The organism is Enterobacter sp. 302C9, from assembly GCF_034106085.1.
In the GTDB taxonomy this organism is placed as follows: Bacteria; Pseudomonadota; Gammaproteobacteria; order Enterobacterales; family Enterobacteriaceae; genus Enterobacter; species Enterobacter asburiae_B.
In genome coordinates, this window is record NZ_JAWNBW010000001.1 from 362,102 (window position 1) to 384,110 (window position 22,009).

The 22,009-nt window shown below is 54.8% G+C and carries 21 protein-coding genes; 1 reads left to right on the forward strand and 20 read right to left on the reverse strand.

All coding sequences use genetic code 11. The features are described 5' to 3' along the window. Nucleotides 1-43: 43 nt before the first annotated feature. The 14 genes from lipA to leuS all read right to left on the reverse strand — a co-directional run bounded on the left by lipA (nt 44) and on the right by leuS (nt 15,008). Entirely contained in the window at nt 44-1,009 is a 966-nt protein-coding gene (gene lipA / locus UR289_RS01740; protein WP_013097595.1) for a lipoyl synthase, read from the reverse strand. 207 nt (nt 1,010-1,216) lie between these two features. After that, nucleotides 1,217-2,170 (reverse strand): YbeF family transcriptional regulator, encoded by a 954-nt coding sequence (locus UR289_RS01745; protein ID WP_320709079.1) that lies wholly within the window; start codon nt 2,168-2,170, stop codon nt 1,217-1,219. A 291-nt stretch (nt 2,171-2,461) separates the two neighbouring features. After that, a complete protein-coding gene (gene lipB, locus UR289_RS01750) occupies nt 2,462-3,103 on the reverse strand; it encodes a lipoyl(octanoyl) transferase LipB (protein ID WP_033144925.1) in 642 nt (213 codons plus the stop codon). 96 nt (nt 3,104-3,199) lie between these two features. Continuing rightward, entirely contained in the window at nt 3,200-3,463 is a 264-nt protein-coding gene (gene ybeD, locus UR289_RS01755) for a DUF493 family protein YbeD (RefSeq protein ID WP_006177135.1), read from the reverse strand. A 106-nt stretch (nt 3,464-3,569) separates the two neighbouring features. Beyond that, nucleotides 3,570-4,781, reverse strand: coding sequence for a D-alanyl-D-alanine carboxypeptidase DacA (gene dacA, locus UR289_RS01760; protein WP_032638844.1), 1,212 nt, complete (start codon nt 4,779-4,781; stop codon nt 3,570-3,572). A gap of 139 nt (nt 4,782-4,920) precedes the next feature. Next, the gene (gene rlpA, locus UR289_RS01765; RefSeq protein WP_167818341.1) at nt 4,921-6,033 is read right to left on the reverse strand and encodes an endolytic peptidoglycan transglycosylase RlpA; all 1,113 of its coding nucleotides are present in this window, start codon (nt 6,031-6,033) and stop codon (nt 4,921-4,923) included. Between the two features lie 16 nt (nt 6,034-6,049). Then, nucleotides 6,050-7,162 carry a peptidoglycan glycosyltransferase MrdB gene (gene mrdB / locus UR289_RS01770; RefSeq protein ID WP_023310746.1) on the reverse strand — a complete coding sequence of 371 codons (1,113 nt, stop codon included), beginning with the start codon at nt 7,160-7,162 and terminating at the stop codon, nt 6,050-6,052. A gap of 2 nt (nt 7,163-7,164) precedes the next feature. Further along, nucleotides 7,165-9,066: a peptidoglycan DD-transpeptidase MrdA gene (gene mrdA / locus UR289_RS01775; RefSeq protein WP_047061344.1), complete on the reverse strand. Its 1,902-nt coding sequence runs from the start codon at nt 9,064-9,066 to the stop codon at nt 7,165-7,167. Between the two features lie 28 nt (nt 9,067-9,094). Then, entirely contained in the window at nt 9,095-9,562 is a 468-nt protein-coding gene (rlmH, locus tag UR289_RS01780; RefSeq protein WP_023310748.1) for a 23S rRNA (pseudouridine(1915)-N(3))-methyltransferase RlmH, read from the reverse strand. Between the two features lie 3 nt (nt 9,563-9,565). Then, nucleotides 9,566-9,883, reverse strand: a complete 318-nt coding sequence (rsfS, locus tag UR289_RS01785) for a ribosome silencing factor (protein WP_023334893.1) — start codon at nt 9,881-9,883, stop codon at nt 9,566-9,568. A gap of 269 nt (nt 9,884-10,152) precedes the next feature. Beyond that, nucleotides 10,153-10,818, reverse strand: coding sequence for a nicotinate-nucleotide adenylyltransferase (gene nadD / locus UR289_RS01790; protein ID WP_029740134.1), 666 nt, complete (start codon nt 10,816-10,818; stop codon nt 10,153-10,155). Next, a complete protein-coding gene (gene holA / locus UR289_RS01795) occupies nt 10,811-11,842 on the reverse strand; it encodes a DNA polymerase III subunit delta (protein ID WP_064673642.1) in 1,032 nt (343 codons plus the stop codon). Before holA ends, nadD begins: the two co-directional genes overlap by 8 nt. Beyond that, entirely contained in the window at nt 11,842-12,411 is a 570-nt protein-coding gene (lptE, locus tag UR289_RS01800; RefSeq protein ID WP_039261260.1) for an LPS assembly lipoprotein LptE, read from the reverse strand. Before lptE ends, holA begins: the two co-directional genes overlap by 1 nt. Nucleotides 12,412-12,425: 14 nt before the next feature. After that, the gene (gene leuS / locus UR289_RS01805) at nt 12,426-15,008 is read right to left on the reverse strand and encodes a leucine--tRNA ligase (RefSeq protein WP_320709080.1); all 2,583 of its coding nucleotides are present in this window, start codon (nt 15,006-15,008) and stop codon (nt 12,426-12,428) included. A gap of 214 nt (nt 15,009-15,222) precedes the next feature. Here leuS and UR289_RS01810 point away from each other — a divergent pair, with 214 nt between their 5' ends. Then, entirely contained in the window at nt 15,223-15,705 is a 483-nt protein-coding gene (locus UR289_RS01810; protein ID WP_032661386.1) for a zinc ribbon-containing protein, read from the forward strand. A 149-nt stretch (nt 15,706-15,854) separates the two neighbouring features. On the opposite strand, the gene rihA is transcribed toward UR289_RS01810, so the two are convergent. The 6 genes from rihA to lnt form a co-directional block, all read right to left on the reverse strand. Next, nucleotides 15,855-16,796, reverse strand: a complete 942-nt coding sequence (gene rihA, locus UR289_RS01815) for a pyrimidine-specific ribonucleoside hydrolase RihA (protein ID WP_320709081.1) — start codon at nt 16,794-16,796, stop codon at nt 15,855-15,857. A gap of 120 nt (nt 16,797-16,916) precedes the next feature. Beyond that, a complete protein-coding gene (locus tag UR289_RS01820) occupies nt 16,917-17,642 on the reverse strand; it encodes an amino acid ABC transporter ATP-binding protein (protein ID WP_014883001.1) in 726 nt (241 codons plus the stop codon). Continuing rightward, a complete protein-coding gene (gltK, locus tag UR289_RS01825; protein ID WP_014883002.1) occupies nt 17,642-18,316 on the reverse strand; it encodes a glutamate/aspartate ABC transporter permease GltK in 675 nt (224 codons plus the stop codon). The genes UR289_RS01820 and gltK overlap by 1 nt, the downstream gene beginning before the upstream one ends. Beyond that, a complete protein-coding gene (locus UR289_RS01830; RefSeq protein ID WP_023310756.1) occupies nt 18,316-19,056 on the reverse strand; it encodes an amino acid ABC transporter permease in 741 nt (246 codons plus the stop codon). The genes gltK and UR289_RS01830 overlap by 1 nt, the downstream gene beginning before the upstream one ends. Nucleotides 19,057-19,210: 154 nt before the next feature. Beyond that, complete coding sequence (locus UR289_RS01835) at nt 19,211-20,116, reverse strand: amino acid ABC transporter substrate-binding protein (protein ID WP_008501049.1); 906 nt, start codon at nt 20,114-20,116, stop codon at nt 19,211-19,213. 352 nt (nt 20,117-20,468) lie between these two features. Further along, entirely contained in the window at nt 20,469-22,007 is a 1,539-nt protein-coding gene (gene lnt / locus UR289_RS01840; protein ID WP_039261266.1) for an apolipoprotein N-acyltransferase, read from the reverse strand. Between the last annotated feature and the right edge of the window lie 2 nt (nt 22,008-22,009).

A 22,009-nucleotide genomic window follows, 5' to 3' on the forward strand; every position in this document is an offset into this window, starting at 1 on the left:
TGAGGCCGGTTTTTTTGTATTACTGTAAATGAATATTACAGCATTATTTAACTTCTTCGCCTTTAGCCTGCATATCGGCATGGTATGAGGAGCGAACGAATGGGCCGCAGGCAGCGTGGGTGAAGCCCATCGCCATCGCTTCGGCTTTCATTTCATCGAACTCGTCCGGGCTCACGTAGCGCTGCACCGGCAGGTGGTGACGGCTTGGCTGCAGATACTGTCCCAGGGTCAGCATGGTCACACCGTGGCGGCGAAGATCGCGCATCACCTCGATGATTTCATCATTGGTTTCACCCAGACCCACCATCAGACCAGACTTGGTCGGAATATGCGGATGCGCTTCTTTGAAACGCTCCAGCAGTTTCAGGGACCAGTTATAGTCAGCGCCCGGGCGGACCTGACGGTAAAGACGCGGCACGTTCTCCAGGTTGTGGTTAAACACATCTGGCGGCGTCGCGGTCAGGATATCCAGCGCGCGGTCCATACGGCCGCGGAAGTCAGGCACCAGCGTCTCGATTTTGATGTTAGGGCTTTTCTCGCGAATGGCCGTAATACAGTCGGCGAAGTGCTGAGCACCACCATCACGCAGGTCGTCACGGTCAACGGATGTGATAACCACATAACGCAGCGCCATGTCAGCGATGGTCTGCGCTAGTTTCTGGGGTTCGTTAGCATCAGGCGCGACTGGACGGCCATGAGCAACATCGCAGAACGGGCAGCGGCGGGTACAGATAGCACCCAGAATCATAAACGTCGCGGTACCGTGATTGAAACATTCAGCAAGGTTCGGACAAGAGGCTTCTTCACACACGGAGTGAAGACCATTCTTGCGCATCGCCGCTTTGATCCCCTGGATACGCGAAGAGTCGGCCGGAAGTTTGATTTTCATCCATTCCGGTTTTCTTAACAGCGCCTCGCGCTCTGTAGCCACGTTTTTAACCGGGATAAGGGCCATTTTATCGGCATCGCGGTATTTAACACCGCGTTCCATCACAATGGGTTTACTCATAGCGTGCGTGTTCCAGTTGCGAATATCGAAGGAAAGCGTTTCAATTCAAGGGAATGTTGTATTTATCAACTATTTTTGAACGAACGACAGGCAGTATATCATTGAAACGGTCGTTAAAGCAGCCTGCCAGATCGCCAATTTGTAAAATAGTTGTTGTTTTGTGCCTTTTGCCCTGCGGGTTGCAGGGGCTTGTGCTGGCAAAACCTGTCAGAAGGCCTGACGGATGATGCGGATGACGTTTTCCAGGACCGGATCGCGCATACTCAGCTTGTTGTAATGCAGTGAAATCTCGATAGATTCCGCATTAAGCTGGCTGAGCGGGATGCTTTCCAGAGGCCAGCATTTTTGTAGCAGGCTGTACAGGCGTGATGGCATAACGCACAGCATATCGCTGCTGCCGATCAGGGATGCGGTGGTAAACATATTGTAACTGCTGAAGCTGATCTGACGTTCCGGGAAAATTTCATCAATACGCTGACGAAGCGCATGATTAGATTGCCCTTCGGTTATGAAAGACGAGTGGTCGTAGTTGCGCAGGTTTTCGATGGTTAACGGCTCGCTAAGAGCAGGATGCTGCTGGCGGCAAACCAGCACCAGGTTATCCGCATAAAGCACATTTTGCCCCAGCGCTCTGGCACTGAAGCTGCCGCTTTCAATAATCAGGTCCGTCTGGAACTGGGCAAGCTGAATGTCAGGTTCATTGAGAGGCACATTGCGAAGCAGGAGCTGCGGAGCATGCTCTTTTACGGCCTGGAAAATCGCCGGCATCACCAGCACCCCGACAGAAGGGGAACAGCCGATGGTGATGGTTCGCTGCTTATCATAGCTCCCGGTTAAATCCAGTGCGCCCAGAATCGACTCTAGCCCCTGGCTGATGTACTCGTGGAGATGCGTGGCATAAGCCGTCGGCGTTACCCCCTGGCCCTTACGGATAAATAACGGGTCGGGAAATATAGCGCGTAGCTTTTGGATTGACTGGCTTATTGCTGATGGCGTGAGATTAAGAATTTTCGCAGCGTTAACGATACCCTTATGGACATATACCGCCTCAAAAATAGTCAGTAAATTGAGATCAATATTACGTAAAGTCCGAAAAATTTGCGGCTTGTCTTCGCCACCGGGTTCATTCAGTCGTTTGGCTGGTAAATTATTATACTCCACGCTTTCACTCCGTATACATTCACAATATGAATGATAGTTGAATTTATTTATTATGCTTGTAGAGATTCGTAAAGTGTTGGTTTTGTTTCACTTGTTTATCAAGGGCAAACGGTTGTGTGATAATTGCTCACCTTACTTATGCCGTGTTTGCCATGCTTGCTGGAGGCTAAATAATATGTGACGGTAATATTCGGGCGCTTCGAAAATATAGAATCTGTGGATTATTGTAAAGTGCAAAAGCTGTAAATAAACAGTGGCCCGCCAAATTATCGAGCCATGTTGTATGATGTATTAAGCAGGGATATATTCGTATGGGGGATTGTTAAGTAGCGCTAACATCTGCTTTAAAAGCACGGGACGAATATGTTCTGGCGTAGCGGTTTCAACCCACTGACGCATTTGCGTCATTTCCATGCCGGCGTAGCCGCAGGGGTTAATGCGCTGGAAAGGCGCAAGGTCCATATTAATATTCAAGGCCAGGCCATGGAATGAGCAACCTTTACGAATACGCAGCCCCAGTGAGCAGATCTTCATTTCCCCAACGTAGACTCCCGGCGCATCGGCGCGTGGATGTGCGTCAATACCATATTCCGCCAGCGTGTTGACGACAGTTTGTTCCAGTAAGGTAACCAGTTCACGCACGCCCAGCTTTCTGCGCTTCAGATTGAGCAGGACGTACATCACCTGCTGACCGGGCCCATGATAAGTGACCTGACCGCCGCGATCGCTCTGAATAACCGGGATATCTCCCGTCATTAACAAATGCTCTGCTTTACCCGCCTGGCCTTGCGTAAATACCGGCAGGTGTTCGACCAGCCAGATCTCATCTGGGGTGCTGTCATCGCGTGAATCGGTGAAGTCATGCATAGCCTGGGAGACAGGCTCATAAGGTTGCAGCCCGAGGTGACGGACCAGAATTTTATCCTGATACAAAACTGCGTCTCCGAAGACGAGGGACAAAAGGTGTGGGGGAGTATATCACAGCGGGGGAGAGGGGTTACCCGGCAAAACCGGGTAACCGCAAAGGGACTACAGCACCATACGAACAATTTCGATATTGCCGAGCTCTTCGTACAGCGTTTCCACCTGCTCAATGTGTGTCGCAGTGATGGTAATAGAAACCGAGTGGTAGTTGCCCTTGCTGCTTGGTTTTACTGACGGAGAGTAGTCACCCGGCGCATGGCGCTGTACCACTTCAACCACCTGATCAACCAGCTCAGGTTTCGCCAGACCCATTACTTTGTAGGTAAATGAGGTTGGGAATTCAAGCAGTTCGTTAAGTTTGGTTTTCATGTCAGCTCCGGCGTAACGTCAAAAAATAATAACTCCCACGTCAGGTGGGAGTTATCAGGATACTTAGTATATGGGGATCAAAATCACACTTTCAAGTGTTCAATTTTTAACCAAACCAGTGGTGGAACATCAATTTAATGTAATCAATGATTTTGCCGAAGAAATTGCCTTCAGGAATTTCTTGCAGGACAACCAGCGGACGCTGATCGATCGTTTTTCCATCCAGCTGGAAGTTGATCGTACCCACAACCTGGTTTTTCTGTAGCGGGGCATGCAGCTCGGTGCTGTTCAGCACGTAGCTGGCTTTCAGATCCTTCATGCGACCGCGCGGAATGGTTAGGTAGAGGTCTTTATCAACGCCGAGAGAAGCACGGTCGTTGTCGCCGAACCAGACGGGTTCAGACGCAAACTCTTTCCCTGCTTTCAGTGGGTTCACGGTTTCGAAGAAGCGGAAGCCCCAGGTCAGCAGTTTCTTGCTTTCTGTTTCACGACCTTTAAAGGTACGGCCGCCCATCACGGCAGAGATCAGACGCATCTGACCTTCAGTGGCAGAGGCCACCAGGTTGTAGCCCGCTTTATCGGTGTGGCCAGTTTTGATGCCGTCAACGTTCAGGCTGTTATCCCACAGCAGGCCGTTACGGTTGGTCTGACGAATACCGTTGAAGGTGAACTCTTTTTCTTTATAGATAGAGTATTCATTCGGTACATCGCGGATCAGCGCCTGACCAATCAGGGCCATGTCACGTGCGGAGCTGTACTGACCGTCTGCGTCCAGTCCGTGTACGGTCTGGAAATGGCTGTTTTTCAGACCCAGTGCGTTAACGTAGCTGTTCATCAGGCCCACGAAGGCATCCTGGCTACCGGCGGCGAAGTCGGCCATCGCCACGCAGGCATCGTTACCAGACTGCAGGTTGATACCGCGAATCAGCTGGGAAACAGGAACCTGCATACCCGGCTTCAGGAACATCAGAGAGGAACCTTTGAAAACAGGGTTCCCGGTTGCCCACGCATCGTTACCGATGGTGACCAGATCCGATTCTTTGAATTTACCTGCTTTCATCGCCTGGCCGATAACGTAGCTGGTCATCATTTTGGTCAGACTGGCCGGGTCACGGCGGGCATCGGCATTCTGTTCTGCCAGCACTTTGCCAGAGTTGTAATCGATCAGGATGTAGGATTCCGCGTCGATTTGCGGAACGCCAGGGATCATGGTCTTGATATTCAGGTCATCGGCGTGAGCTGCAGAGAGCGCAGCAGCGCAAAGGGCCGTGGTCAGCGCCATGCGCTGCACAAAACGAGCAGAAAAAGTGGTCTTCATGGTCAGAACTACGACATCCGTGATGGAATTAAAAAAAGTGCCTTACTATAGCAAATGCTATTCAGGCAGGCATCCGACTTTAAGCATGAGTTTGTGAATGTGTTTTACACTAACTGACAATTCGGATACCGCCGGTTAATTATTTCGCAACAGCGATAAATGACTGAAGTTGAGCTTCATTCTGCAGACGCTGCTGCAGGGACGCGGCCTGCGATTTGCTGGCAAACGGTCCCATCTGAATGCGCCAGACCGCGCCGTTCTGCTCAACGCGTCCCGGTACGCCAAACTGCTGGCTCAGACGCTGTTGATACTGCCTGGCCCGGGCCTGATCGCTCACTGCGCCTACCTGAACCACATAGCTGCCGCTTGCCGCTGCTGGAGCCGCTACCACCGCGCTTTGCGTGGCTGCCGGCGCCGTTACGGGAGCCGGCTGGGTTGCTGGTGCCGCAACGGGAGCAGGGGCTGGAGTCGGCTCACTGCCTTCCAGCACGCCCGAGGCTAAGGTCGTCGGTGCGCCAAGAAAGCCGCTACTCTTTACCGGCGCGCCGGTAGAATCCTCGCTTTGCAGCGTGTCATTGCTGATCGGGCGTATTTCTCCCCCCGGCTGAGCAGGCTCTGCCGGAGACGAGACGCTTCCCATTCCGCCGTCAAGATTTGGGCGGTCAGGAAGGGCATAGGTCTGTTTTGCCACCGTCGTACACGCGGTACCCGGCCCGGAGAGCGAACCATCCTGTGCGACGATAATCGGGTCAATACGGACTTTGGTGTTGTTTGAGGTGTTCAGGCGATCGGCAGACGCGCGCGAGAGGGAAATCACCCGGTCATTCCCGTAAGGACCACGGTCGTTGATACGCACGACGATCATACGGCCATTCGCCAGGTTGGTGATACGAGCGTAGCTCGGGATCGGCAGCGTCGGGTGTGCTGCCGTCAGCTGCATTGGGTCGAACGCTTCCCCGGAAGCCGTCAGGTTACTGCCCGGCTCGGCATCATAAATGGCGGCAAAGCCTGCCTGACTGAAACGGGAAGGGTCCTGAACAATTTTATAGCTTTTGCCGTCGCGCTGGTAATCCTGATTGGCACTGGCATTCAGCGGTTCATAAACGGGATCGGCACCGCTGATTTCAACGATCGGGCCATTACACACCGCAGGCTGCGGCGGCGCGACGGTTGCCTGTTGCTGACCATCATCACTTGTGCAGGCCGCAAGTAAACTTGCCGCGATGCAGATCCCCAGCCACTGCTTACGCATTCCGATCCCCTTATTTTTATACGCTTTTTGACAACATTTTTCTGTGGGTATGGATCGACATCACGATACCAAACCCGGCCATCAACACGATCAGTGCCGAGCCTCCGTAACTCACCAGCGGCAGCGGTACGCCTACCACCGGCAGAATACCACTCACCATACCAATATTTACGAAGACATAAACGAATAAAATCAGCATCAACCCGCCAGCCATGACGCGACCAAAAGTGGTTTGCGCGCGTGCTGCAATCCACAATCCCCGCATGATCAGCAGTACGTACAGCGCCAGCAATATTAAGATGCCAACCAGCCCCAGCTCTTCCGCCAGTACGGCGAAGATAAAGTCGGTGTGGCGTTCCGGTAAAAATTCCAGCTGTGACTGCGTGCCGTGCAGCCAGCCTTTACCGCGCAGGCCGCCGGAGCCAATCGCAATCTTGGACTGAATAATATGATAGCCCGCGCCCAGCGGATCGGTTTCCGGATCGAGCAGCATCATGACGCGCTGGCGCTGGTAGTCATGCATCAGGAAGAACCAGAGGATAGGAATGAACGCTGCAATCAGCACCACCGCGATACCAATCAGGCGCCAGCTCAGTCCCGACAGGAAAAGGACAAACAGGCCGGAAAGGGCGATAAGAATTGAGGTGCCAAGGTCAGGCTGCGCTGCAACCAGCAGCGTCGGCAGGAAAATCAGCACCAGCGCGATGGCGGTGTTTTTCAGCGACGGCGGACAGACGTCGCGGTTGATAAAGCGTGCCACCATCAATGGAACGGCGATTTTGGCAATTTCCGAGGGCTGGAAGCGGACAACGCCCAGATCCAGCCAGCGCTGCGCCCCTTTTGAAATGGCGCCAAACGCATCTACCGCAACCAGCAAAATAATACAGAAGATGTAGAGATAGGGCGCCCAGCCTTCGTAGACGCGCGGCGGGATTTGCGCCATCACCACCATGATGATCAGACCCATGGCGATCTGGCCGATTTTGCGCTCCATCATGCCGATGTCCTGGCCGCTGGCGCTCCAGATAACCAGGGCGCTGTATACCAGCAGAGCCAGCAGGATCAGCAACATGGCTGGGTCGATGTGGATTTTATCCCACAGCGATTTTTTATTTGGATTATCCGTCATGATTATTGGTCCTCCGCCGCAGCGGCGGCCGGGTTTTCAGCCGGCAGTTCGGTGTTGTTATCACCCAGCATAATGTGGTCAAGGATCTGGCGCATGATGGTACCTACTGCTGGCCCGGCACCGCCGTTCTCCAGAATCATCGCCACCGCGACCTGCGGGTTATCATAAGGGGCAAACGCCGTCATCAGCTTATGGTCACGAAGACGTTCAGCAATGCGGTGCGCGTTATAGGTTTCGTTGGCTTTCAGACCAAATACCTGCGCAGTACCGGATTTCGCGGCTACTTTGTACGGCGTACCGGTGAAGTACTTATGCGCGGTACCGTTCGGGCGGTTTGCCACGCCGTACATACCGTCTTTCGCAATTTCCCAGAAGCCGGAATGGATGTCACCCACCGGGGCCTCGTGCGGCTGATTCCACGGCACTTTTTTGCCGTCTTCAACCGTACTCTGTAGCAGATGCGGCACTTTTACCACGCCGTCATTGATGAGGATCATCATGGCTTTGTTCATCTGAATCGGCGTTGCCGTCCAGTAGCCCTGACCGATACCCACAGGAATGGTGTCACCCTGATACCACGGTTTTTTAAAGCGCTTCAGCTTCCATTCACGCGTTGGCATGTTGCCAGAACGTTCTTCTGAAAGGTCCACGCCGGTGTAATGCCCGTAGCCGAATTTGCTCATCCACTCTGACAGGCGGTCGATACCCATGTCATACGCCACCTGATAGAAGAAGGTATCCGCAGATTCTTCCAGCGATTTGGTGACGTTGAGATGACCGTGGCCCCATTTTTTCCAGTCACGATAGCGCTTATCTGAACCCGGCAGCTGCCACCAGCCCGGGTCAAACAGGCTGGTATTACGGTTGATGACGCCGGCACTCAGCGCAGAGACCGCCACGTACGGTTTAACCGTGGATGCCGGCGGGTAAACCCCTTGCGTCGCGCGGTTGACCAGCGGCGTGTTCGGGTCATTCAGCAGACCGGAATAGTCTTTACTCGAAATCCCATCAACAAAGAGGTTCGGGTCATAGCTAGGCATGGAGACCATTGCCAGGATGCCGCCGGTACGAGGATCGGTGACCACAACGGCTGCACGGCTGCCCGCCAGCAGGGTTTCGATATACTGCTGAAGCTTAAGGTCGAGCGTCAGATAGACGTCATGCCCCGCCTGAGGCGGCACTTCTTTTAGCTGGCGGATCACGCGGCCGCGGTTGTTAACCTCAACCTCTTCATAGCCGGTTTGCCCGTGCAGAACGTCTTCGTAGTAACGTTCGATCCCCAGCTTACCGATATCGTGCGTTGCAGCGTAGTTGGCCAGCTTGCCGTCTTTATCAAGGCGGTCGACGTCTTTGTCGTTAATCTTGGAAACGTAGCCAATCACATGCGTCAGCGCGGAGCCGTAAGGATAGTAGCGACGCTTATATCCCTTCACTTCCACGCCGGGGAAACGGTACTGATTCACCGCAAAGCGGGCCACCTGGACTTCCGTAAGATTGGTTTTAACCGGAATCGAGGTGAAGCGGTGAGAGCGGGCGCGCTCTTTTTTAAACGCCGCGATATCGTCATCGTTAAGGTCGACAACGCTTTTCAGCGCTTCCAGCGTATCCTGAACATTATCGACTTTTTCCGGCATCATCTCGATTTGATAGATGGTGCGGTTCAACGCCAGCGGGGTGCCGTTACGATCGTAAATAATGCCGCGGCTGGGTGCGATAGGCACCAGCTTAATGCGGTTTTCGTTTGAACGCGTCTGGTAGTCGGTAAAGCGGACAATTTGCAGATTATAGAGGTTGGCGATCAGCACGCCGGTAAGCAGCAAAATCCCGGTAAAGGCGACCAGCGCCCGGCGCACAAACAGCGCGGACTCAGCCGTATAGTCGCGAAAAGAATTCTGTAGTTTCATCCGCTGCTTATTCTACCCTGGTCAGTCATTACTCGCGGTGATAGGGGTGGTTGGTAGTAATGCTCCACGCGCGATACAGGCTTTCTGCCACCAGTACCCGAACGAGCGGGTGGGGAAGCGTCAGCGCGGAGAGGGACCAACTTTGTTCAGCCGCTGCTTTGCAGGCAGGGGATAACCCTTCTGGTCCGCCAATCAACAGACTGACGTCACGGCCATCCTGCTTCCAGCGCTCCAGTTCTTGCGCCAGCTGCGGCGTATCCCAGGGTTTACCTGGAATATCGAGGGTGACGATGCGGTTTTTGCCAGCGGCAGCCAGCATCAGTTCGCCCTCTTTATCGAGAATACGTTTGATATCCGCGTTCTTGCCGCGCTTCCCGGCGGGAATTTCCACCAGCTCGAACGGCATGTCTTTTGGAAAACGACGCAGATATTCAGTAAAACCGGTTTGTACCCAGTCCGGCATTTTGGTGCCGACGGCGACCAGCTGTAACTTCACGCATTAACCCCAGAGTTTTTCCAGCTCATACAGGCGACGGCTCTCGTCCTGCATGACGTGGACAATCACATCGCCGAGGTCGACTACCACCCAGTCAGCCGTCGCTTCACCTTCAACACCCAGCGGCAACAGCCCTGCTGCACGCGATTCCTGAACCACGTGATCGGCAATTGAAACAACATGACGCGTCGATGTACCGGTGCAGATGATCATGCAGTCGGTAATACTGGATTTACCCTTAACGTCGATAGCGATGATGTCCTGACCTTTCAGGTCATCAATTTTGTCAATAACAAAATCCTGGAGTGCTTTACCCTGCAAGTTTTCCCCCTGGGGTGAATGAGATTGTAAAACTTTGAATTCGTAGCCAGACAGTATACCTGAACTCACGCCTGCGTCGGGACAAATGTCTCCGGCCGGGCTTTTGAAGGCGGGTATCATCCCACCCTCCGCCTGAGATTGCATTGCCATTTTTGTAAAACAATTTCTGTAAAGCAATGATCGGCGGGAAAGTCTGGCAGCGGAGAATAACAGTATGGCTTACCCTGTCAAGGCAGGATAAACAATAAGCCGCTTTTTATGCTCTCCGGCTATTCATCTGCGCTTTTCTGATACAAACCGTGCGCATGGATATAGGCCAGCACCGGGGTCGGCAGCAGATCGTCACACGCTAAACCCTGCTGTAAACGCTCGCGAATGAGGGTTGCAGAGATATCAAACCACGGCGTTTCCGCCAGATAGATCTTCCCGGCAGGCTGGTTGTGAAGATCTTCAACATTATCGGTGAGGTGGTCTTCCAGCCACTGCTGGTACTGCTCTTCGCGCATGGTCAGCGGATAGCCGGGACGGCGGCAGACGAGCAGGTGGCTGTTCTCCAGGATGGTTTCATACTGATGCCACGTAGGGAAATTCAGCAGAGAATCCTGGCCGATGATAAAGGCAAGCGGCTGGTCTGGCCCTTGTTCGGCGCGCCACTCCTGAAGCGTCTGAGACGTCCAGGAGGGCGTGTCGCGACGCAGCTCACGCTCGTCAAGTCGGAATAGCGGTTTATCTGCGATGGCAAGGGCAAGCATCTCTTTTCGCTGCTCGCTGGTCGCCTCGGGTTGTGGACGATGGGGCGGGACATTGTTGGGCATGATGGTGACGCGCTGAAGGCCGATCAGATTTGCCAGAATTTCAACCGGCTTCAGGTGCCCGTAATGTACCGGGTCGAAGGTGCCGCCATATAAGGCCTGTAAAGAATGCATGCTATCCATCAATAAAAACGTCTGCCAGCGCCTTGTGGCAGAGCAGGAGAGAAAGACTTTCCAGCTCCGCCCAGACCGACTGGCCATAATCTTGCTTTAACGTGAGCTCAGCGCGCATCAGAAGCTGTACTGCCTGACGAAGCTGTTCATGACTCAGGCGGTTGACGGCCTCGGTGATCAAAGCCCGGCGATTTTGCCACACGCGGTGTTTATCAAACAGCGAACGCAGCGGCGTATGGGCAGACTGACGCTTGAGCGTAATCAGCAGCAGCAATTCGCGTTGCAGCGTACGCAGCAGAATAACCGGTTCGCTCCCTTCGAGACGCAGCTGTTGCAGAATATGCAGGGCGCGTTTGCTTTTCGCCGACAGCAGCGCGTCCACCCAGTGGAACGGCGTGAAGTGCGCCGCGTCGTTAACGGCCTGCTCGACGCGCGGCAAGGTCAGCTTGCCATCCGGCCAGAGCAGGGAGAGTCTGTCCAGCGCCTGCGCCAGGGCCAGCAGGTTACCTTCATAGCAGTAGCAGAGCAGTTGGTTCGCCGCATCATCCAGCTGAAGGTTGTTCTGCTTCGCTCTCGCTGCCACCCATTTGGGCAGATGCGCCTGTTCAGGCGTCTGACAGGTGACCTGCACCGCGTGGGCTGCGAGTTGGGTGAACCACGCCGCATTTTCCTGCGCTTTGGTGAGCTTGTTGCCGCGCACAATCAGTAGCAGATCGCTGTGAAGCAGGCTGACCAGCGTGGCCAGCTGTTCATTGATGGCCGCGTTAGGGCCGTTCTCCGGCAGCAGGATCTGAATTGTCTGGCGCGACGCAAAAAGGCTCATCGCCTGACAGAGTGAGAAGAGGGCATTCCAGTCGGTGTTGTTATCCAGCTGGACGGTGTGGTGTTCATCGAAGCCCTGAGAGGCGGCTTCATGCCGCACGGCATCCAGACTTTCCTGAAGCAATAACGGATCGTTTCCAAGAAGCAGATACGCCGCGCGCAGCCCTTCTTTGAGCTGCGCGCGGAGTTGTTCAGGATACAGCCTGATCATCATTTACCCAGAGAGTTAGCAGCAGGAAGCGTGCCGGCAACCGGTTTTTCAACAATGTCAGAGCCTTGTCGGGTAGACGCTGCAATACCTGGCAGTTTACGGATCAGCTGTTCCGCCGCCTTGTCGTACATTTCGTTGATGATAATCTGCTGTTCGGCATCTTTTGCCAATGCCGTCTGCGGGTTATCGAAGAACGAACGGAACACTTTCGTGCTGATCGGATAGATGTCTTTACCCGGGATCAGGACCGCTGCGTTGACCGTCAGCACCATCTGATATTCAGCTGTACGACCGTCCTGGAAGATAGAGGCCGTATCTCTCGACAGACCTCCTCCGATGATACGCAGAGACGGTACATCCTGGCGCAGCGTTTGTTTCTCAACAAGCTCAACGCCGTTCAGACGCAGCTGATTACGAACTGCCCGGCTGAGTGGACCATTCGGATCCGATGAGTCGAAAATCATCGTTTTCATCTCAGCAGGCACCGCCGTGGTATTGCGCAGGTGCCAGCCACAGCCAGCGGTGACAAGCACCGCCAGTGATAAGAGTATTGTTGCCAGTTGTCGCACGTTTCCTCCCGCGCTTAGCCAACGACCAGATTGAGCAGTTTACCCGGTACGTAGATCACTTTACGTACGGTAACGCCCTCAAGATATTTTGCGACCAGAGGTTCCTGGCCCGCGCGCTCGCGAACCTGTTCTTCGGTTGCATCGACCGCCACGGTAATTTTACCGCGGACTTTGCCGTTTACCTGGACCACAACCAGCGTCGTGTTTTCCACCATCGCGGCTTCGTCAGCCTGCGGCCACGGCGCGTTGTCAATATCGCCTTCGCCTTTCAGCTCCTGCCACAGGGTGAAGCTGACGTGTGGAGTGAACGGGTTCAGCATGCGAACGACGGCCAGCAGCGCTTCACGCATTAAGGCACGATCCTGCTCACCGTCCTGCGGGGCTTTCGCCAGCTTGTTCATCAGTTCCATAATAGCCGCAATTGCGGTATTGAAGGTCTGACGACGACCAATATCATCGGTCACTTTCGCAATCGTTTTATGAACATCGCGACGCAGCGCCTGCTGATCTTCAGTCAGTGCGGCGGCGTTCAGCGCCGGGGCATCGCCCAGTGCAGTGTGTTCGTAAACCAGTTTCCAGACGCGTTTCAGGAAGCGGTTCGCCCCTTCCACGCCAGACTCCTGCCATTCCAGGGTCATGTCGGCCGGAGAGGCAAACATCATGAACAGACGCACGGTGTCCGCACCGTAACGCTCAACCATCACCTGCGGATCGATGCCGTTGTTTTTCGACTTGGACATCTTGCTCATGCCGGTGTAGACCAGTTCATGACCTTCGGCGTCTTTCGCCTTAACGATACGGCCTTTCTCGTCGCGCTCGACGATCGCATCAACCGGAGAAACCCAGTTACGCTCGCCGTTAGCACCGACGTAATAGAACGCATCTGCCAGTACCATGCCCTGACACAGCAGCTGTTTTGCTGGTTCGTCAGAGTTCACCATGCCTGCATCGCGCATCAGTTTGTGGAAGAAGCGGAAGTAGAGCAGGTGCATGATGGCGTGTTCGATGCCGCCGATATAGATATCAACCGGCAGCCAGTAGTTTGCCGCATCGGAATCGAGCATACCGTCCTGATACTGCGGGCAGGTGTAGCGCGCATAGTACCAGGATGACTCCATAAAGGTGTCAAAGGTGTCGGTTTCACGCAGCGCGGGCTGACCGTTGACGGTGGTTTTTGCCCACTCAGGATCGGCTTTGATCGGGCTGGTGATACCGTCCATGACCACGTCTTCCGGCAGGAGCACCGGGAGCTGATCTTCCGGCGTTGGCATCACGGTGCCATCTTCCAGCGTCACCATTGGGATTGGCGCGCCCCAGTAACGCTGACGGGACACGCCCCAGTCGCGCAGACGGAAGTTAACTTTACGCTCGCCCACGCCCAGAGAGGCCAGCTTATCGGCGATGGCATTGAAGCCCTCTTCGAAGCTCAGGCCGCTGAATTCACCGGAGTTGAACAGGGTGCCTTTTTCGGTCAGCGCTTGTTCGGACAGGTCGGGTTCAGAACCATCGGCGGCCAGAATAACGGCTTTAATCGGCAGGCTGTATTTGGTGGCAAACTCGTAGTCGCGCTGATCGTGGCCCGGAACGGCCATTACCGCGCCTGTACCGTACTCCATCAGCACGAAGTTCGCTGCCCAGACAGGGATCGCTTCGCCAGTCAGTGGATGCTTCGCATAGAAGCCTGTCGCGACGCCTTTTTTCTCCATCGTCGCCATGTCGGCTTCGGCCACTTTGGTGTTGCGGCACTCGTCGATGAAGGTGGCCAGCTCCGGGTTGTTCTCTGCCGCTTTCTGCGCCAGCGGGTGACCTGCGGCTACGGCCAGGTAGGTCGCGCCCATGAAGGTGTCCGGGCGGGTGGTGTAGACAGTCAGGGTCTGGTCATAGTTCTCAACGTTGAAGGTAATCTCCACGCCTTCAGAACGGCCGATCCAGTTGCGCTGCATGGTCTTAACAGTATCTGGCCAGTGGTCGAGGTTATCCAGATCGTTCAGCAGCTCATCAGCGTAAGCGGTGATTTTGATAAACCACTGTGGGATCTCTTTACGCTCAACTTTGGTGTCGCAGCGCCAGCAGCAGCCGTCGATAACCTGTTCGTTCGCGAGAACGGTCTGGTCATTCGGACACCAGTTAACGGCAGAGGTCTTCTTATACACCAGGCCTTTTTTATACAGCTCGGTGAAGAACTTCTGCTCCCAGCGATAGTATTCCGGGGTACAGGTTGCCAGCTCGCGGTTCCAGTCATAGCCAAAGCCCAGCATTTTGAGCTGGTTTTTCATGTACGCGATATTGTCGTACGTCCACGGCGCCGGTGCGGTGTTGTTTTTGACCGCCGCGCCTTCCGCAGGCAGACCGAACGCATCCCAGCCGATAGGCTGCAGAACGTTTTTGCCCAGCATGCGCTGGTAGCGTGCAATCACATCGCCGATGGTGTAGTTACGCACATGGCCCATGTGTAGTCGACCAGAAGGATAGGGAAGCATCGACAGGCAGTAATACTTCTCTTTGCTCTCGTCTTCGGTTACTTCAAAGGTGCGCTTCTCGTCCCAGTGTTGCTGGACTTTTGATTCTATCTCTTCCGGGCGGTATTGCTCTTGCATGGCAGCCAGTGGTCCTGTTTTCAATACAGCTACAAATGTAGCCAATGGATGTGGTAATTCAGATCCGCATAGCATAGCCCAAACGCCCGCGTCAAAACAGCCTTTCGCACAAATGCGCTTTGCACGAATTTACCGGGTCTGTGCTTCACCTGACAAAGCGGCGATGAAATAAGGTCTATTATTAGAAATAGTTACTTACCCGGGAGGCAAAATGATGAACAAGGTTGCTCAATTTTACCGCGAACTGGTGGCGACACTGACGGAACGGCTGCGTAACGGCGAGCGAGATATCGACGCGCTGGTGGAGCAAGCGCGTGCCCGCGTGACGCAAACGGGTGAGTTAACGCGAACCGAAGTGGAAGAGGTGACGCGCGCCGTGCGTCGCGATCTGGAAGAGTTCGCGCGCAGCTACCAGGAGAGTCAGGAGGAGGTCACGGACAGCGTTTTTATGCGGGTGATTAAAGAGAGCCTGTGGCAAGAGTTGGCCGACATCACGGATAAAACGCAGCTGGAGTGGCGCGAGGTCTTTCAGGATTTGAACCATCACGGTGTGTATCACAGTGGTGAGGTGGTCGGCTTGGGAAATCTGGTATGTGAGAATTGCCACCACCATATTGCGGTATATACGCCGGATGTCCTGCCTCTGTGTCCGAAATGCGGCCACGATCAGTTCCAGCGTCGGCCGTTTGAGCCCTAAATAAAAGCAAAACTCTCTGCTCCCTCTCCCAGTGGGATAGGGATGGGGTGAGGGCATCAGGCTGCACATGGTAAAAGCAAAACGGCAACCCCGTTGCCGTTTTTAGTGTTTGCCCCCTCTCCCCGTGGGAGAGGGTTGGGGTGAGGGCATCAGGCCGCACTAAAGTAAGCCAGTCTCTCCGCCAGCAAATCCACAAACGCCTCGCGATCGATGTCCACCATCACCGTGGTATTCGGTTTATTCCCCGTCAGCGAGTAGTAATCCACCACCGTCATTCCCTGGGTGTATTTTCCCTGCGTCTCAACACCAACCCATCTGTCCACCGTGGTGAACATCTCCGGCTTCAGTAGCCAGGCAATGGTGCACGGGTCGTGCAGCGGTGCGCCGTGGAAGCCCCATTTCTCTGCTTTGTGATATTCCATAAAGAAGTCGAGCAGCTCGGCTACGGTTGTCGCGACCGTATTACCCACGGAGCGGAATCGCTCAATATCGTCCGCCATAATCTGCGCGCGGTGGGTAACGTCCAGTCCCGCCATTACAATTGGTAAGCCGGACCGGAAGACGATTTCCGCGGCTTCCGGGTCGACAAAGATGTTGAACTCCGCCGCAGGCGTCCAGTTCCCCAGCCCCATGGCCCCGCCCATAATCACAATTCGGGCAATTTTATTATGCAGCTCAGGATGGCTGTTCAGCAGCAGCGCAACGTTGGTTTGCGGTCCGGTTGCCACCAGCGTTACCGGTTCCGCGCTTTCGCGCAGCACCTTCGCCATCAGCTCCACGGCGGTACAGTTTTGCGGCGTGAAACCCGGCTCCGGCAGTGCCGGACCGTCCAGCCCGCTTTCACCATGAACGTTGTCGGCAATAATCAGCTCGCGCATCAGCGGCTTCACGGCCCCGCCGGCGACAGGAATGTCGGTGCGTTTGAGCAGCGTGAGCATGCGCAGCACGTTGCGCAGGGTTTTGTCCGGCGTCTGGTTTCCGGCGGACGAGGTGACGGCTTTTACCTCGAGTTCAGGGGAGGCAAGAGCGAGGACGAGCGCGATCGCGTCGTCATGACCCGGATCGCAGTCGAGAATAATAGGCTGTGCCATAGCGTTCTCCATAAGTAGCGTTATTTTGTGACAAGGTTAACGCTGCAATGTGACGCCGACGAGAGGAACTGAGTGAAAGCGTGAAGCGGTGCGCAATCCGCAGATTGCGCACCGGGAAGATTAATGCAGGATTTTCGCGAGGAAATCCTTCGCACGTTCGGATTTCGGGTTAGCGAAGAACTCTTCTTTCGGTGAGTCTTCGACAATTTTCCCTTCGTCCATAAAGATTACGCGGTTGGCCACTTTACGGGCAAAGCCCATTTCGTGGGTCACCACCATCATGGTCATCCCTTCGTGCGCCAGCTCGACCATTACGTCCAGCACTTCATTGATCATCTCTGGATCGAGCGCCGACGTTGGCTCATCAAACAGCATTGCCACCGGATCCATGCACAGCGCGCGGGCGATCGCCACACGCTGCTGTTGGCCGCCAGAAAGCTGTGCCGGGAACTTATCGGCATGCGCCGAAAGCCCAACGCGTTCCAGGAGCTTCAGACCTTTCTCGCGCGACGCTTTTTTATCACGCTTCAGCACTTTTACCTGCGCCAGCGTCAGGTTCTCAATAATGGAGAGGTGAGGGAACAGCTCAAAGTGCTGGAACACCATGCCAACGTGAGAGCGAAGCTGGGCGAGGTTGGTTTTCTTATCGTTGACTTTGGTGCCGTTGACAACGATCTCACCCTGCTGCACCGGCTCCAGTCCGTTGACGGTTTTAATCAGCGTTGATTTACCGGAGCCGGACGGCCCGCATACCACCACCACGTCGCCTTTTTTGACTTCGGTGGAGCAGTCGGTCAGCACCTGAAAGTGCCCATACCATTTAGAAACATTTTTCAGGGAAATCATTATACCGTCCTTTTCTTCAGCCAGCTGACCAACAGCGACGCGCTTAAACTAATCACAAAATAGACCGCACCCGCAAAGAGCACCATCTCGACCTGCGTACCATCACGTTCACCGATGGTTGACGCGGTACGGAAGAAGTCTGCCAGACTCAGAACGTAGACCAGCGAGGTATCCTGGAACAGCACGATGCCCTGGGTCAGCAGGAGCGGAACCATGGCGCGAAACGCCTGCGGCAGAATAATGAGCTGCATGGACTGCCAGTGCGTCATTCCCAGCGCCAGCGCGGCGCTGGATTGCCCGCGGGAGATACTCTGAATGCCCGCTCGGATAATCTCCGAGTAGTAAGCGGCCTCGAACATTGAGAACGCCACCATGGCGGAGATCAGACGGATATCGGTTTTCGGCGACAGCCCCAGCACGTTCTGCAGGAAGCCGGGCACAATCAGGTAAAACCACAGCAGCACCATCACCAGCGGGATGGAGCGGAACACGTTAACGTAGGCGGTCGCAAACCAGGCGAGCGGCTTAAAGCTCGACAGGCGCATGACGGCCAGCAGGGTGCCCCAGACGATACCAATGATGATGGCAATAACGGTGATTTTTAAGGTAATCACCAGGCCATCAAGCAGGTAAGGCATGGATGGAACGATAGAACTCCAGTCAAATTCGTACATTATTTGCCCCCCAGATTACCCGGCAGGCGGATTTTGCGTTCAACCAGGTTCATCACCAGCATGATGAAAGCGTTAATCAGAACATACGCGAGCGTGATCGCGGTGAAGGATTCCCACGCGTGAGCGGAATAATCCAGCAGCTTGCCCGCCTGCGCGGCCATATCCACCAGGCCGATGGTTGAGGCGATGGCCGAGTTTTTCACCAGGTTCATCATCTCGGAGGTCATCGGTGGAACGATAACCCGGTAGGCGTTAGGCAGCAGCACGTAGCGGTAGGTTTGGGGCAGCGTCAGGCCCATCGCCAGGCCCGCGTTTTTTTGTCCGCGCGGCAATGACTGAATGGCGGCACGCACCTGCTCGCAAACGCGCGCAGCGGTAAACAGCCCCAGACACATCATGGAGGAGACAAAGAACTGCACGTTCGGATCCAGCTCCGACTTGAACCACATGCCAATATTTTCCGGCAGCAGTTCCGGGATGACCAGATACCAGGTAAAGAATTGCACGATCAGCGGAACGTTACGGAACAGTTCCACATACAGGGTGCCAAGCGTTGAAAGAAAACGGTTAGGGACGGTGCGCAGAATACCGAACAGAGAACCGACAAGAAACGCGATAATCCACGCCGTTATCGATAGTGCCACGGTGACCTGAAAGCCGCTCCACAGCCAGCCAAGATAGGTGGTGTTGCCGAACGGGGCTTGTTGCAGGAATATGCCCCAGTTCCAGTCTATTGACATAATAAACTCCAGAAAAAAAGGGTAGCAGCGCTACCCTCGAAGATTGGTGAGAAGCTCATTTTTCGCGCTGAGTGGGGAACGACCACTCAACGTATAGTCTGTCCATGCTTCCCGACAATCGAGAGGGCAGGAGATCCCGCCCCTGTAGTTCTAATTAGTTAAGAGCCTTGTCATTTGGAGATTTGAACAGCGCCTTCATGTCGTCAGACAGTTCAAAATTCATGTTCAGGTTTTTTGGTGGAATCGGGTTCTTGAACCATTTGTCGAACCATTTTTCCGCTTCGCCGGAGGTCTGCACCTGAGCGATGGTGTCATCGATCAGCTTTTTGAACTGCGGATCGTCTTTACGCAGCATACAGCCGTAGGCTTCTTTGGACTGCGCGGTACCGACGATATCCCAGTTGTCTGGTTTCTTCGCTTTCGCACGTTCGCCCGCCAGCAGGGCGTCATCCATCATAAACGCAACGGCACGACCGCTTTCCAGGGTACGGAAGGAGTCGCCATGGTCTTTCGCGCTGATGATGCGCATATCCATTTTCTTCTCGTCGTTCAGCTTGTGCAGCAGCACTTCTGACGTGGTACCGGAGGTCACAACAACCGCTTTGCCTTTCAGGTCAGCGAAGTCTTTGATCTCACCGCCTTTCTTCGTCAGCAGACGGGTGCCCACGACAAAGATGGTGTCAGAGAAGGCAGCTTGTTTCTGACGCTCGAGGTTGTTGGTGGTGGAGCCACACTCGAAGTCAAAGGTGCCGTTTTGCAGCAGTGGAATACGGTTCTGTGAAGTGATTGGGATCAGCTTCACCTGCAGGTCAGGTTTGTTCAGCTTTTTCTTCACAGCTTCAACGATGGCGTTGGAATAATCCTGTGAATAGCCCACGACTTTTTGCGTGTTGTCGTAGTAAGAGAACGGGACTGAAGATTCACGGTGGCCGACCACGATGACGCCGTTTTTGGCAATCTTGTCGAGAGTGCTGCCTGCTGCAGGCGCATCTTCAGCGTGAACCACGCCTGCAGACATTCCCATAACCAGCATTGCTGTGGCCAGTTTACGTAATTGCATACCCAACTCCTTTTTTATCAGCGCCAGCGACGCATTGATACCCATTGTGATGTTGTTATATCTCGCGCAGTGCGAGTGCAGTGTTATGCAAGCTTGTTAACATTTAGTCTGGCTTAATGTAAAGATTTTGCTGCGTTATTGTTTATTTTTGCGAAGCGCGCCGCACCATTCAGAGGCAAATATCTCCCGTTGCACCGTTTCGGTGCTACCGATGATCTATGCTGGTGCGACAAAGTTGCACGTTAAGCCAAACTGCGTTTACCTGAATAAACAAAGCAATAGGCGTGCCAGAATGGGAGTCTGGAGAAAATTGTCGGGTGGCGGCTACGCCCCCCCACAACAGAAGGGAAGGTTATTTCCGACGCTGACGCAGGCTCATCAGCACCGCGCCAAAGCCGAACAGCACGGTCAGTATCCACAGCGGCCAGTTGCCGGTGCGCGCGTATGGCGTCAGCCCGGTGGTTGGCGTGACTTTAGTGGTCAGTACCTCGCGTGTAAACTGCGGGATCATCGCCTGAATTTCACCCTGCGGACCAATCACAGCTGTGATGCCGTTGTTGGTGCTGCGCAGCAGCGGACGCGCCAGCTCCAGAGAGCGCATACGTGCCATCTGGAAGTGCTGCCACGGGCCGATTGACTTACCAAACCAGGCGTCGTTGGAGATGGTCAGCAGATAGTCAGTATCCGGGCGGAAGTTATCGCGTACCTGCTCGCCGAGAATGATTTCGTAGCAGATGGCCGCCGTCAGGGCCAGGCCGTGCGCGTGCAGCTGAGGCTGTACGTACGGGCCGCGGCTGAAAGAGGACATCGGCAGGTCAAAAAACGGGGCCAGCGGGCGCAGAATCGACTCCAGCGGGACAAATTCACCAAACGGCACCAGGTGGTTCTTGTTGTACCGGTCAGTGGAGTGGTAGCTGTACTCGCTATCTTTCCCGAGCGTAATGATGCTGTTGTAGGTATCGTAGCGGTTCTGCTGATTCAGACGCGCATCGACAATCCCGGTGATCAGCGTGCTGCCGCGCGCCAGCAGCAGGTCGTTCATCATGTTGAGGAACGGCTGCTGGTTAATTTCCAGATCGGGGATCGCAGATTCCGGCCAGATAATCAGCTGTGATTTACCCATCACCTCTTCGGTGGCGTTGGCGTAGATCTTCAGCGTATTCAGCAGCTCTTTCTCATCCCACTTCATAGACTGCGGAATATTCCCCTGCACCATGGAAACCTGCATGGCGCGCTCTGGCTCGGGCGTGAACCACTGGATATAACGCAGCGGGAAGGGCAGGGCAAACAGCACCAGCGCCACAGCCAGCGGTTTCCAGCAGCGCTGGACCAGCGCCAGGACCAGCAGGCCGCTGACCACCATCAGCAGGAAGTTGATGGCCTCAACGCCCATTACCGGCGCCAGACCCTTCAGGGGGCCGTCAATCTGGCTGTAGCCGAACTGCAGCCACGGGAAGCCCGTCAGCACCCAGCCGCGCAGGAACTCGGTTATCTGCCAGACCACCGGCGCGGCAATGGCGACGCGCAGCCAGGTGGTTTTTGGCCACAGGCGAGAAAGGATACCGGCGAACAGACCGGTATAGAGCGAGAGATACGCGGCGAGCAATACCACCAGAAAGACGTTAACCGGGCCAGGCATACCGCCAAACTGGGCGATGCTGACATAAACCCAGTTGATGCCTGAGCCAAACAGCCCCAGTCCCCAGAAGTAACCGATAGCCGCAGCCTGTACCGGACGACGATTCAGGGTCAGGCCCTGAAGCCCCATCAGGGAGAGAATGGCGGCGGGCCAGATATCGTAAGGAGAAAAAGCCAGCGTACCGCTGGCTCCGAGTAACAGCGCCAGCAGCAAACGGATGCGCTGGCGTTCAAGCAGTGGGGCAAATGCCATTT

Excerpts from the sequence above, each read along its gene's own strand:
- mrdA (WP_047061344.1), bottom strand. The coding sequence starts at position 9,066 with ATGAAACTACAGAATTCTTTTCGCGACTATACGGCTGAGTCCGCGCTG.
- holA (WP_064673642.1), bottom strand. The coding sequence starts at position 11,842 with ATGATCAGGCTGTATCCTGAACAACTCCGCGCGCAGCTCAAAGAAGGG.
- nadD (WP_029740134.1), bottom strand. The coding sequence starts at position 10,818 with ATGGATAGCATGCATTCTTTACAGGCCTTATATGGCGGCACCTTCGAC.
- UR289_RS01820 (WP_014883001.1), bottom strand. The coding sequence starts at position 17,642 with ATGATTTCCCTGAAAAATGTTTCTAAATGGTATGGGCACTTTCAGGTG.
- UR289_RS01835 (WP_008501049.1), bottom strand. The coding sequence starts at position 20,116 with ATGCAATTACGTAAACTGGCCACAGCAATGCTGGTTATGGGAATGTCT.
- gltK (WP_014883002.1), bottom strand. The coding sequence starts at position 18,316 with ATGTACGAATTTGACTGGAGTTCTATCGTTCCATCCATGCCTTACCTG.
- rlpA (WP_167818341.1), bottom strand. The coding sequence starts at position 6,033 with ATGCGTAAGCAGTGGCTGGGGATCTGCATCGCGGCAAGTTTACTTGCG.
- lipA (WP_013097595.1), bottom strand. The coding sequence starts at position 1,009 with ATGAGTAAACCCATTGTGATGGAACGCGGTGTTAAATACCGCGATGCC.
- dacA (WP_032638844.1), bottom strand. The coding sequence starts at position 4,781 with ATGAAGACCACTTTTTCTGCTCGTTTTGTGCAGCGCATGGCGCTGACC.
- ybeD (WP_006177135.1), bottom strand. The coding sequence starts at position 3,463 with ATGAAAACCAAACTTAACGAACTGCTTGAATTCCCAACCTCATTTACC.
- leuS (WP_320709080.1), bottom strand. The coding sequence starts at position 15,008 with ATGCAAGAGCAATACCGCCCGGAAGAGATAGAATCAAAAGTCCAGCAA.
- UR289_RS01810 (WP_032661386.1), top strand. The coding sequence starts at position 15,223 with ATGAACAAGGTTGCTCAATTTTACCGCGAACTGGTGGCGACACTGACG.
- lnt (WP_039261266.1), bottom strand. The coding sequence starts at position 22,007 with ATGGCATTTGCCCCACTGCTTGAACGCCAGCGCATCCGTTTGCTGCTG.
- UR289_RS01830 (WP_023310756.1), bottom strand. The coding sequence starts at position 19,056 with ATGTCAATAGACTGGAACTGGGGCATATTCCTGCAACAAGCCCCGTTC.
- mrdB (WP_023310746.1), bottom strand. The coding sequence starts at position 7,162 with ATGACGGATAATCCAAATAAAAAATCGCTGTGGGATAAAATCCACATC.
- rihA (WP_320709081.1), bottom strand. The coding sequence starts at position 16,796 with ATGGCACAGCCTATTATTCTCGACTGCGATCCGGGTCATGACGACGCG.